This window comes from Frankiales bacterium (assembly GCA_016125335.1).
Classification (GTDB): domain Bacteria; phylum Actinomycetota; class Actinomycetes; order S36-B12; family CAIYMF01; genus Longivirga.
The window spans coordinates 101,646-113,006 of sequence record WGLY01000015.1; the positions used below are offsets into that span (position 1 = coordinate 101,646).

The window sequence follows — 11,361 nt, forward strand, 5'->3', positions numbered from 1 at the left end:
TGGGGTCGGCGCCCGGCGCCGGCCCAAGGAGGGTGGTACCGCGGGAACCGCGACCGCACCGGTCGAGGTCCTCGTCCCTCCGTCCCGAGCAGCCCCGGCGCAGGCCGGGCACCGCACGACGACGGAGGTCCGATGTACCGCCCGGTGCCGCCCCAGGTCGACCTGGCCGCCCTCGACCACGAGGTCCTCGACCTGTGGCGCGAGCGCGACGTGTTCGCCCGCTCGCTCGCCGCCTCCGAGGGACGACCCACCTGGGTGTTCAACGAGGGCCCGCCCACGGCCAACGGCATGCCCGGCACGCACCACGTCGAGGCGCGCGTGTTCAAGGACGTCTTCCCGCGCTACCGCACCATGAAGGGCTACCACGTCCCCCGCAAGGCGGGCTGGGACTGCCACGGCCTCCCGGTGGAGCTCGCGGTGGAGAAGGAGCTCGGCTTCTCCGGCAAGAAGGACATCGAGGCCTACGGCATCGCCGAGTTCAACGCGCGGTGCCGCGAGTCGGTGCTGCGCCACGTCGACGCCTTCGCCGACCTCACCGAGCGCATGGGCTACTGGGTCGACATGGGCGACGCCTACTGGACCATGGACCCGCACTACGTCGAGAGCGTCTGGTGGTCGCTCAAGCAGATCTTCGACAAGGGCCTGCTGGTCCAGGACCACCGCGTGACGCCCTACTGCCCCCGGTGCGGCACGGGGCTGTCCGACCACGAGCTGGCCCAGGGCTACGAGACGGTCGTCGACCCGTCGGTCTACGTCCGCTTCCCCGTCACCGGCGGTCCGCTGCTCGAGCGGCACCCGGGGCTCGCGCTGCTCGTCTGGACCACCACGCCGTGGACCCTCGTGTCCAACACCGCGTGCGCGGTCAACGCCGACGTCGCCTACGACGTCGCCCGCACGGTCGACGGCGAGACTCTGCTCGTCGCCTCCGCCCTGCGCGAGGCGGTGCTCGGCGCGGACAGCACCGTGCTCGAGACGGTGCCGGGGTCCGAGGTCGTGGGGACGCCCTACCAGCGCCCGTTCACCTGGGTCGACTTCCCGCAGACCGACGGCCCCCTGCACACCGTGCTGGCCGCCGACTTCGTCACCACCGAGGACGGGTCCGGCGTCGTGCACGAGGCCCCGGCCTTCGGCGCCGACGACCTCGCGCTGTGCCGCTCCTACGGGCTCCCCGTGGTGAACCCGCTGCGCCCCGACGGGCGGTTCGAGTCCGACGTGCCCCTCGTGGGCGACGTCTTCTTCAAGAAGGCCGACACGCTGCTCGTCGACGACCTCCAGCAGCGCGGGCTGCTGTTCCGGCACGTGCCGTACGAGCACTCCTATCCGCACTGCTGGCGCTGCCACACGCCGCTGGTCTACTACGCGCAGCCGTCGTGGTACATCCGCACCACCGTCATCAAGGACGCGCTGCTGCGCGAGAACGAGGCCACCGACTGGCACCCGGCCACGATCAAGTGGGGGCGCTACGGCGACTGGCTCAACAACAACATCGACTGGGCGCTGTCACGCAGCCGCTACTGGGGCACACCGCTGCCCATATGGCGCTGCGGATCGGACCACCTGACGTGCGTGGGGTCGCTGACCGAGCTCGGCGCCCTCGCCGGCCAGGACCTCTCGGCGCTGGACCCGCACCGGCCCTTCGTCGACGACGTCACGTTCGACTGCCCGGAGTGCGGCGGCACCGCCACGCGTGTGCCCGAGGTGATCGACGCCTGGTACGACAGCGGCGCGATGCCCTTCGCGCAGTTCGGGTACCCGCACCGCGGCACGGAGCTGTTCGACGAGCGCTACCCCGCGGACTTCATCTGCGAGGCGATCGACCAGACGCGCGGCTGGTTCTACACGCTCATGGCGGTCGGCACGCTGGTGTTCGACCAGTCGTCCTACCGCACGGTGCTCTGCCTCGGCCACATCCTCGACGAGGAGGGCCGCAAGATGAGCAAGCACCTCGGCAACGTGCTCGAGCCGATCCCGCTCATGGACGCGCACGGGGCGGACGCCGTGCGCTGGTTCATGCTCGCGGGAGGGTCGCCGTGGCAGGCCCGGCGGGTCGGGCACACGACGATCCAGGAGGTGGTGCGCAAGACGCTGCTCACCTACTGGAACACCGTGTCGTTCCAGGCGCTCTACGCGCGCGAGTCCGGCTTCGAGCCGGGCAGCACGCCGGCGCCCCCGGTGGCCGAGCGCATCGCGCTGGACCGCTGGGCGCTCGGCGAGGCGCACCGGCTGGCCGCCGACGTCGACGCCGCCCTGGAGGTGTACGACACCCAGCGCGCCGGGCGCCTGCTCTCGGCGTACGTCGACGACCTCTCGAACTGGTACGTGCGCCGGTCGCGCCGCCGGTTCTGGGCCGGCGACCCCGCCGCGCTCGCGACGCTGCACGAGTGCCTGTACGTCGTCACGCTCCTGATGGCGCCGTTCACCCCGTTCATCACCGAGCGGGTGTGGCAGGACCTGTTCGCGGCCACGAGCGACGAGCTGCCCGACTCGGTCCACCTCGCCTCGTGGCCGCAGGTCGACGCCGCGCTCGCCGACGACGCGCTCGCCGAGCAGATGGCCCTCGTGCGGCGGCTCGTCGAGCTCGGCCGTGCGGCGCGGGCCACCTCCGGCGTGCGCACGCGGCAGCCGCTCGGCCGCGCCCTGGTGTCCGCACCCGGGTGGGACGCCCTGCCGGCCGAGCTGCGCGCCGAGGTCGCCGACGAGCTCAACTGCGGCGAGCTGCTCTCCCTCGGAGCCAGCGAGGGCGACCTGGTGGACGTCTCGGTGAAGCCGAACTTCCGCTCGCTGGGCGCGCGGTTCGGCAAGGGCACTCCCCCGGTGGCCGCCGCCGTCGCGGCCGCGGACGCCGCCGAGCTGGTGTCGCGGCTGCGGGCGGGCGGGTCGGCCACCCTGGTCGTCGACGGCGAGCCGGTCGAGATCGGCCCGGACGACGTCGTGGTCACCGAGACCCCGCGGGCCGGGTGGGCCGTGGCCAGCGAGGGCGGGGAGACCCTCGCCCTGGACCTGGAGGTGACGCCGGCGCTGCGCCGCGCCGGGCTGGCCCGCGAGACGGTCCGCACCCTCCAGGAGGCCCGCAAGGCCGCGGGCCTGGCCGTGAGCGACCGCATCGAGGTGCGACTGGTGGCCGGGGGCGAGCTCGCCGAGGCGCTGCGCGAGCACGGCGGGTCGGTGGCCGACGAGGTGCTGGCCCGCGAGCTGGGTGACGGCGCCCCGGAGGACGCCGAGCACTGGTCCGCCGGCCGCGACGACGACCTCGGGCTGGCCTACTGGCTGCGCCGGGTCGCCACCGGCTGACCGCGGGGACGACGACGCCGGGCCCTCCCCGAGGGGAGCGGCCCGGCGTCGTCGTCCTGCTGAGGTGGCCCGGCGATCAGGCCTGCGCGGGCGGCGCGTCGTCGTTCGGGACGGCGAACGGCGAGGGCGCCGACGGCGGGGCGGCGGGCGGCCCCGACGGCGCGGGGTGGCTCACCACGGGCGGCGTCGACGGCGGGGGCGCCGCGGGGGCCGGGGCGGACGGCGGCGCCAGCGTGGGGGTGGGGGCCGAGGCCGGGGAGGCCGGTGCCGGGGCGGCCGCCGGGGGTGCGGCAGGAGCGGCCGCGGCCGGCGCGGGGGCGCCCGCCGGGGCGGAGGCGGGTGCCGCGGGCTGGCCCGGCGTCTCGTCCGAGCCCCGGTGCTCGAGCTCCTTGAGCGCCGACTCGTGGTGCTGGCGCAGCCGGGTGCGGTACTCGCGCTCGAAGGCGCGCAGGCCCTCCACGCGGCGCTCGAGGCTCGCGCGCTCGGCCTGCCCGGCCCGCTCGAGCTCGGCGACCTTGGCCCGGGCGCCCGCGACGAGCGCGTCGGCCTCGGCCTTCGCCTTGGCCTTGTGCTCCTCGGCCGTCTTCTGCGCCAGCGCGAGCATCGCGACCGCCTGCTCGGTCGGCTCGGGCGCGCTCGAGGCCACGGCGGGAGCCGGCGCCGGCGCCTGGTGCACGGCCGCCGCGGCGGCCTGCTGGGCGCTCGCGGCCGTCTGCTCGGCGGCGGCGAGCCGTCCGCGCAGCTCGGCGTTCTCGCGCGCGAGGCTGCCGAGCTCGAGCTCGACCTGGTCGAGGAACGAGTCGACCTCGTCCATCTCGTAGCCCTTGCGCTTCGCGGTCGAGAACTGCTTGTTGCGAACGTCCTCGGGGGTCAAGGCCATCGGATTCACCTTCGTGGGCGGGTGGGTCGGACTGGCTGGGGTCGAGTCTAGGCAGCGGCGGGCTAGAAGTAGCGGACGAGCAGCGCGATGAGCACCTGGACGAGGATGAAGAGCACGACGAACGCGAGGTCCAACGCCACACCGCCGATGCGCAACGGCGGGATGAACCGGCGGAGAAGCTTCAGGGGCGGGTCGGTGACGGTGTAGACGCCCTCGACGAGCAGCAGCACGAACCCGGTCGGCCGCCAGTCGCGCGCGAAGAAGAACACGTACTCCAGCACGATCCGCGCGATGAGCACGATGATGTAGATCTGCAGGAAGCCGGCGAGGACCCGCCCCACGGTCACGTCATCCTCGCATCAGTCGTGTCCGTCGCGGCCGCGACGGCTCCTCGGTCGGCCGGGCTCAGCTCTGGTTGAAGAACCCGTCCTGCGCCAGCCGGCGCGCCTCGGCGGCGACGTCGACGTTCACGGGCGAGAGCAGGAACACCTTGTTCGTGACGCGCTCGATCGAGCCGCGGCAGCCGAACACCAGTCCGGCGGCGAAGTCCACGAGGCGCTTGGCGTCGATGTCGTCCATGTCGGTGAGGTTCATGATCACCGGAACGCCCTCGCGGAACTCCTCGCCGATGCGGCGGGCGTCGTTGTAGGTGCGCGGGTGCAGGGTGGTGATGCGGTAGAAGTCGCTGACGCCGATCGGCTCGGGCTCGGGCTCCAGCCGCGCGTGCAGCGCGGTGTCGGTCGCGAGGCTCGACCGCGAGGCGGGCACGCCCGCGGACACGCTCGCGGAGGCGCGGTGCGCGGGGGCGGAGCCGCCGGCGCGGACCGGCTCCGGGCGCACCTCGCGCACGGAGGAGTAGCGGGTCTCGTCGTGGCGCACCCGGGTGTCGACGTAGTCGTCCTCGTGCTCGGCGTACTCGAGGCCCTCGTCCTCGACCAGGCCGAGGTAGACGGCCATCTTGCGCATCGCGCCCATGCCAGCTCCTCCACCGCTCCCTCGACGTGCCGTCGGGCACCGCCGTGGCGGAAACGCTACCCGAGGCCGGGACGACCGCCGAGCACCGCCGTCCCGACCCGCACGTGTGTCGCACCCGCGGCGACCGCCTCCTCGAGGTCGCCGCTCATCCCGGCGGAGAGCACGTCCGCCCCGGGGTGGTCCCGGCGCAGCGACGCGGCGGCCTCCGCGAGGCGGGCGAAGGCGGCGGCCGGGTCCTCCCCCAGGGGGGCCACCGCCATGAGCCCGCGCAGCCGCAGACGGTCGCGGGCGGCCACGTCGTCGGCCAGGCGCGCGAGGTCGGCGGGGTCGGCGCCGCCGCGGCCCGGCTGGGGCGGCTGGGCGAGGTCGACCTGGAGCAGCACGTCGAGCGTGCGGTCGGCGTGCTCCGCCGCGCGGGCGAGCGCCTCGACCAGCTCCGGCCGGTCGACCGACTCGACGACGTCGGCGTAGCCGGCCACCGAGCGGGCCTTGTTGCGCTGGAGCTGGCCCACGAAGTGCCAGCGCAGCCCGAGGCCCGCGCACGCGTCGTGCTTGGGCCGCGCCTCCTGGTCGCGGTTCTCGGCCACCTCGCGCACGCCGAGGCCGGCGAGCAGGGCGACGTCCTCCGCGGGCCAGGTCTTGGTCACCACCACGAGCGTCACCGAGCCCGGCTCGCGGCCGGCCCTCCGCTCGGCGCCCTCGATGCGCGCGTGCACCCGCGCGAGGTTGGCCGCCAGCTCGTCCCGCCGTGTCACTGCGACCCACCGCTCCCCGGCTCGAGGACGACGACGCCGCCGTGCCGTCCCGTGACGCCGTCACGGTAGTGGGAGTACAGCGCGGGAGTCTCCGCGGTGCAGCCGAGGTGGCGCTCGGCCGCGACACCCGCCCGTGCGAGGCGCTCGTCGACCGCAGCGCGCAGGTCGAGCCCCCGCCCGCCGGCGGCCGACGTGGCGGCGGCGGCGGGGGCGACCTCGACGACGTCGCGGTAGCGCTCCTCGTGCACCCCGTAGCAGCGGCCGCAGATCGCCGGGCCCACGAGCGCGTGCAGCCCCGCGGGGGTCGCGCCCAGGTCGTGCATGACGCGCAGCGTCTCGCCGACGACGTCGGAGCGCACCCCGCGCCAGCCCGCGTGCACCACCGCCACGACGCCGCTCCCGGAGTCGGCGAGGAGCACGGGGACGCAGTCCGCGGCGAGCACCAGCAGGGCCAGTCCCGGCACCGTGGTGACCAGGGCGTCGACGTCGGGCACGGGACCAGGGGTGGGGCCGGTGACGACCGCGACCGCGTTGCCGTGCACCGGCGCCATCGCCACCAGGCGGGACCCGTCGACGCCGGCGTGGGCGGCCAGGGCGCGCCGGTTGGCGGCCACGGCGCCGGGGTCGTCGCCGACGTGGTCGGCGAGGTTGCCGTCGTCGTACGGGGGCCGGCTCGCGCCCCCGCGGCGGTCGGCGAAGGCCCAGCGGGCGCGCGCACCGAGCGTGCCCGTCCGCGTCGTCACCGGGTCACCCTCTCACCCGGCCGTCGGCCGCAGACGCGACAGGCCCTCCCCCCGCTGCACGGGAGGGAGGGCCTGTCGACGGGACTACTTGAGGAAGTCCGGGACGTCGAGGTCGTCGTCGTCGATCGAGTCGTCGAACACGATGCGGCGCGGCTCCCGCTTGGGCTCCTCGTCCTGCGGCACCGGGATGACCGGCGGCTGCCCGGGCTCCGCGGCGGCACGCGCGGTGTCGACCGCGAGCGGGGTGTCGTCGTAGTCGCCCTTGGTGACCGGCTTGGCGCCGGCCCGGCGGGCCGGCGGCAGGCCGCCGTCGAAGCCGGCGGCGATCACCGTGACGCGCACCTCGTCGCCGAGGGTGTCGTCGATGACCGCGCCGAAGATGATGTTGGCCTCGGGGTGCGCGGCGTCGGCGACCAGCCGCGCGGCCTCGTTGATCTCGAACAGCCCGAGGTCCGACCCGCCGGAGATGGACAGCAGCACGCCGTGGGCGCCGTCGATGCTGGCCTCGAGCAGCGGGCTGGAGATCGCGCTCTCGGCGGCGGCGACGGCGCGGTCGTCGCCGCGCGCGGAGCCGATGCCCATGAGCGCCGAGCCGGCGCCGGCCATGACGCTCTTGACGTCGGCGAAGTCGAGGTTGATCAGACCCGGCGTGGTGATGAGGTCGGTGATGCCGCTGACGCCCTGCAGCAGCACCTGGTCGGCCTGGCGGAACGCGTCGAGCATCGAGATGTTGCGGTCGGACAGGGAGAGCAGGCGGTCGTTCGGGATGACGATGAGGGTGTCGACCTCGGCGCGCAGCGAGTCGACGCCGGTGTCGGCCTGCACGCCGCGGCGCTTGCCCTCGAAGCCGAACGGGCGGGTCACCACGCCGATGGTGAGGGCGCCGAGCTGACGCGCGATCTTCGCGATCACCGGGGCACCGCCGGTGCCGGTGCCGCCGCCCTCGCCCGCGGTCACGAAGACCATGTCGGAGCCCTTGAGGACCTCCTCGATGTCCTCGGCGTGGTCCTCCGCGGCGCGCCGGCCGACCTCGGGGTCGGCGCCGGCGCCGAGCCCGCGGGTCAGCTCGCGACCGATGTCGAGCTTCACGTCGGCGTCGCTCATGAGCAGCGCCTGGGCGTCGGTGTTCACCGCGATGAACTCGACGCCCTTGAGTCCGACCTCGATCATGCGGTTGACGGCGTTGACGCCGCCGCCGCCGATGCCGACGACCTTGATGACCGCGAGGTAGTTCTGGGGAGCCGCCACGGGACAGCCTTTCCGCTCGTCCGGATCGCGCGTGCGCGAACCCTCACCCTCATCTAGAGGCTCAGAGTTATGTCATGCTGACGTTGGGGGTGAACGTACGCCGGGACCCCCGGACGGCGCAAGGCGCCGACCGCAGCCCGGGGTGGGAGGTGCGCCACACGCGCGCCATCCGTTGCGCCGCAACCGAAAGCGGCCGGGGTCGGCTCAGCCGGCGCTCGCGGACGCCGACGTGCCGCGCGTCGTCGGCAGGTCCGGGGCGCTCACGTCGTAGGAGCGCGCCTTGACGTGCAGCAGTGCGGCGAGCACCTCGGCCTTGCGGGCGGAGTCCTCGGCGCTCCCCCACTGCACGGTGGCACCGCCGGCGAGGTGGAGCACGACGTCGTCGCGCGAGCGCGCCACGACGGTGGCCACCTGCTCGGCGAGCGTGGGCGGCAGGGCCGAGACCACCGCCGCCGCCGTCGCGCGGGCGGGGTCCGACCTCGCGGTGACCACCGGCAGGCCCTGCGCGCCGGCGGGGTCGCCGAAGCGCACCCCGGTCGCGTCGAGGTAGGTGAAGCCCGAGCCCGAGCGCATCACGGCCACGGGGGTGCGCTCGGTGACCACGATCACCAGGACGTCCGGCCACCCCCGGCGCACCTCGACCGAGGCGACCTCCGGGATCGCGGACACCCGGGCGGTGATGCCGTCGACGTCCACGCGGGCCAGCGGCTGGTGGGCGGGGACGGCGGCGGCCTGGCGCACCTCGTCGATGCTCACGGTGCGGGCGCCGAGCACCCGCACCTCGGACACGGAGAACCAGGTCGAGAACCACACGGCCCAGACCACGCCGGCGGCGAGGAGCACCACGAGCGCCGCGACCGCCCATCGGAGCACCCGACGCTTGCGGGTGGCCGCCCCGAAGCGCTGCGCGGACTCGACGACGGTCATCGGCTGACGACCTCGCGCGCCCGCAGCAGGTCGAGGACCTCGGTCGCGATCATCGCGATGTCGCCGGCCCCGAGGGTCATGACGACGTCGCCGGGCCGGGCCCGCTCGGCGAGCCGCGCGGCGACCCGGCTCCACGACGGCTCGAACACCACGCTCTCCGCGGGCAGCGGGACGTGCGAGGCCATCGCCACCCCGGACGCCCCCGGGATCGGCTCCTCACCGGGCGCGAACACCTCGAGCACGACGACCTCGTCGGCGAGCCCGAGCGCCTCGCCGAACTCCTTCACGAACATCGCCGTGCGGTAGTAGTGGTGCGCCTGGAACGCCACGACGAGCCGGCCGTCGCCCACCTGGTCGCGCATGGCGGAGAGGGTCGCGGCGATCTCCGTGGGGTGGTGGGCGTAGTCGTCGTACACGCGCACCCCGTCCGCGGTGCCCTTGAAGTCGAACCGGCGCCGCGTGCCGGAGAACGACTCGAGCCCCGCCCGCAGGTCGCCCGCGGAGTGCCCGAGGCCCAGCCCCGTGACGAACGCGGCCGTGGCGTTGAGGACGTTGTGCCGGCCCGGCACGCCGAGCTCGACGGTGCCGAGCCGCACGCCGCGGTCGAGCAGCTCGAAGCGCCAGCCGCGCTCCCCCGGCGCGACGAGCTCGACCCGGACGTCGGCGTCCTCGCTGCGGCCGTAGGTGCGCACGTCGACGCCCTCGGCGCGGGCCCGGGCGGCCAGCCGCGCCGAGCCGGCGTCGTCGGCGCACACCACGACGAAGCCGCTGTTGTCGCGGATCCCGGTGCAGAAGTCGAGGAAACCCTGCTCGATCGCCTCGAACGTGCCCCAGTGGTCGAGGTGGTCCGGCTCGACGTTCGTGACGATCCCGGCGTGGGCGGGCAGGGCGAGGAACGCGCCGTCGCTCTCGTCGGCCTCGGCCACGAAGTCCGGGCCGCTGCCCAGGTGCGCGTTGCTGCCGCTCTCGTTGAGCTCGCTGCCGATGGCGAAGCTGGGGTCCGCGCCGCAGTGCTGCAGCGCGACCGTGAGCATCGAGGTGGTGGTGGTCTTGCCATGGGTCCCGGCGACGGCCACGCCGCGGTAGCCGGTCATGAGCGTGGCCAGCGCCTCGGCGCGTCCCATCACGCGCAGGCCCCGGGCCCGCGCGGCGACCAGCTCCGGGTTCCGCTCGCCGATCGCGGTGGACACGATGACGGTGTCCGCGCCGTCGACGTGCGCGGCGTCGTGCCCCACGGCCGCCTCGACGCCGAGCGCGCGCAGCGCGGCGAGCCGGCGCGAGTCCTTCGCGTCGCTGCCGCTGACGACGACCCCGCGCGCGACCAGGATGCGCGCGATGCCGGACATCCCGGCACCGCCGATCCCGACCACGTGCACGTGGCCCAACCCCGACAGGTCGAGCGGCTCGACCGGCGTGGCCGTCATGACGGACCTCCTGCCTCACGTGCGGTGCCGGCCGTCGGGCCGTGCGCCTCGACGGCCTCCAGCACCAGTGCCCTCAGTCTCTCGTCCGCGTCGCGCTGACCGTGGGACGCGGCCGCCGACCCCATGGCGCGTCGCTGCTCGGCGTCGAGCAGCAGCGGCGCCAGCACCGCCAGGATGCGCTCCGCGTCGAGGTCCGCGTCGTCCACGACCAGTCCGCCGCCGGCCTCGACGACCGGGAGCGCGTTGAGCCGCTGCTCGCCGTTGCCGATCGGCAGCGGCACGTAGAGCGCGGGGAGGCCGACCGCCGCGAACTCGGCGCAGGTCATGGCGCCCGCCCGGCTGAGGGCGACGTCGGCCGCCGCGAGGGCGAGGTCCATGCGCTCGATGTAGGGGACGGCGACGTAGGGCGCCGGGCCCAGCGCGCCGGTCGGCCGCTGGTCGTCGTTGCGCAGCCCGGCCGCGTGCAGCACCTGGATGCCCTGGGCGGTGAGGCCGGCGGCCGCGCCGACCACCGCCTCGTTGATGCGGCGGGCGCCCTGCGAGCCGCCGGTGACCAGCAGCGTGGGCCGGTCCGGGTCGAGGCCGAAGTGGGCGCGCGCCGTGGCGCGCAGCGCGTCGCGGTCGAGCTCGGCGATCTGGCGGCGCAGCGGCATGGCGATGTGGCGCGAGCCGGCGATGGCGCCGGGGACCGCGCAGCCGACGTAGGGGGTGAACCTGGCGCCCACGCGGTTGGCCAGGCCCGGGCGGGCGTTGGCCTCGTGCACGACGAGCGGGACGCGCCCCCGCGCGCCGAGGTAGGCGGGCAGCGCGACGTAGCCGCCGAAGCCCACCACCACGTCGGCACCGGTGTCGTCCAGGACCGCGCGCACCTCGGCGACGGCGCGGCGCACGCGGGAGGGCAGCCGGGCCAGGTCCGCACCCGGTCGGCGCGGCATGGGCGTCGCGGTGATGAGACGCAGCTCGTAGCCGCGCTCGGGCACGAGGCGCGTCTCCAGCCCGCGCTCGGTGCCCAGGGCCGTGATGCCGCACGCGGGGTCGTGGCGGCGCAGGCAGTCGGCGAGGTTGAGCGCGGGTTCCGCGTGCCCGGCCGTGCCCCCGCCCGCGAGGACGACGTGCAC

At 75.1% G+C, this 11,361-nt stretch carries 10 protein-coding genes; 1 reads left to right on the forward strand and 9 read right to left on the reverse strand.

The features are described from left to right. The first annotated feature begins 132 nt into the window (after positions 1 to 132). Positions 133 to 3,291 (forward strand): isoleucine--tRNA ligase, encoded by a 3,159-nt coding sequence (locus tag GC157_08620; protein ID MBI1377528.1) that lies wholly within the window; start codon positions 133 to 135, stop codon positions 3,289 to 3,291. Positions 3,292 to 3,367: 76 nt separating this feature from the next. On the opposite strand, the gene GC157_08625 is transcribed toward GC157_08620, so the two are convergent. From GC157_08625 to murG, 9 genes are all read right to left on the reverse strand, one after another. Next, on the reverse strand, positions 3,368 to 4,171 hold the full coding sequence (locus GC157_08625; protein ID MBI1377529.1) for a DivIVA domain-containing protein: 804 nt from the start codon (positions 4,169 to 4,171) through the stop codon (positions 3,368 to 3,370). A gap of 62 nt (positions 4,172 to 4,233) precedes the next feature. Next, the gene (locus GC157_08630) at positions 4,234 to 4,518 is read right to left on the reverse strand and encodes a YggT family protein (protein MBI1377530.1); all 285 of its coding nucleotides are present in this window, start codon (positions 4,516 to 4,518) and stop codon (positions 4,234 to 4,236) included. 58 nt (positions 4,519 to 4,576) lie between these two features. Then, entirely contained in the window at positions 4,577 to 5,146 is a 570-nt protein-coding gene (locus GC157_08635) for a DUF552 domain-containing protein (protein ID MBI1377531.1), read from the reverse strand. Positions 5,147 to 5,202: 56 nt separating this feature from the next. Next, positions 5,203 to 5,901 carry a YggS family pyridoxal phosphate-dependent enzyme gene (locus GC157_08640; GenBank protein ID MBI1377532.1) on the reverse strand — a complete coding sequence of 233 codons (699 nt, stop codon included), beginning with the start codon at positions 5,899 to 5,901 and terminating at the stop codon, positions 5,203 to 5,205. Further along, positions 5,898 to 6,644: a peptidoglycan editing factor PgeF gene (gene pgeF / locus GC157_08645; protein ID MBI1377533.1), complete on the reverse strand. Its 747-nt coding sequence runs from the start codon at positions 6,642 to 6,644 to the stop codon at positions 5,898 to 5,900. Before pgeF ends, GC157_08640 begins: the two co-directional genes overlap by 4 nt. Positions 6,645 to 6,728: 84 nt before the next feature. Continuing rightward, positions 6,729 to 7,892, reverse strand: coding sequence for a cell division protein FtsZ (gene ftsZ / locus GC157_08650; GenBank protein MBI1377534.1), 1,164 nt, complete (start codon positions 7,890 to 7,892; stop codon positions 6,729 to 6,731). Between the two features lie 204 nt (positions 7,893 to 8,096). Next, a complete protein-coding gene (locus GC157_08655; GenBank protein MBI1377535.1) occupies positions 8,097 to 8,819 on the reverse strand; it encodes an FtsQ-type POTRA domain-containing protein in 723 nt (240 codons plus the stop codon). Continuing rightward, on the reverse strand, positions 8,816 to 10,243 hold the full coding sequence (locus tag GC157_08660) for a UDP-N-acetylmuramate--L-alanine ligase (protein MBI1377536.1): 1,428 nt from the start codon (positions 10,241 to 10,243) through the stop codon (positions 8,816 to 8,818). Before GC157_08660 ends, GC157_08655 begins: the two co-directional genes overlap by 4 nt. Beyond that, complete coding sequence (gene murG / locus GC157_08665; protein ID MBI1377537.1) at positions 10,240 to 11,361, reverse strand: undecaprenyldiphospho-muramoylpentapeptide beta-N-acetylglucosaminyltransferase; 1,122 nt, start codon at positions 11,359 to 11,361, stop codon at positions 10,240 to 10,242. Before murG ends, GC157_08660 begins: the two co-directional genes overlap by 4 nt.

What these genes read in the sequence shown, in the direction of transcription:
- GC157_08655 (MBI1377535.1), bottom strand. Translation starts at nt 8,819, where the DNA reads ATGACCGTCGTCGAGTCCGCGCAGCGCTTCGGGGCGGCCACCCGCAAG.
- GC157_08620 (MBI1377528.1), top strand. Translation starts at nt 133, where the DNA reads ATGTACCGCCCGGTGCCGCCCCAGGTCGACCTGGCCGCCCTCGACCAC.
- GC157_08625 (MBI1377529.1), bottom strand. Translation starts at nt 4,171, where the DNA reads ATGGCCTTGACCCCCGAGGACGTTCGCAACAAGCAGTTCTCGACCGCG.
- GC157_08660 (MBI1377536.1), bottom strand. Translation starts at nt 10,243, where the DNA reads ATGACGGCCACGCCGGTCGAGCCGCTCGACCTGTCGGGGTTGGGCCAC.
- GC157_08635 (MBI1377531.1), bottom strand. Translation starts at nt 5,146, where the DNA reads ATGGGCGCGATGCGCAAGATGGCCGTCTACCTCGGCCTGGTCGAGGAC.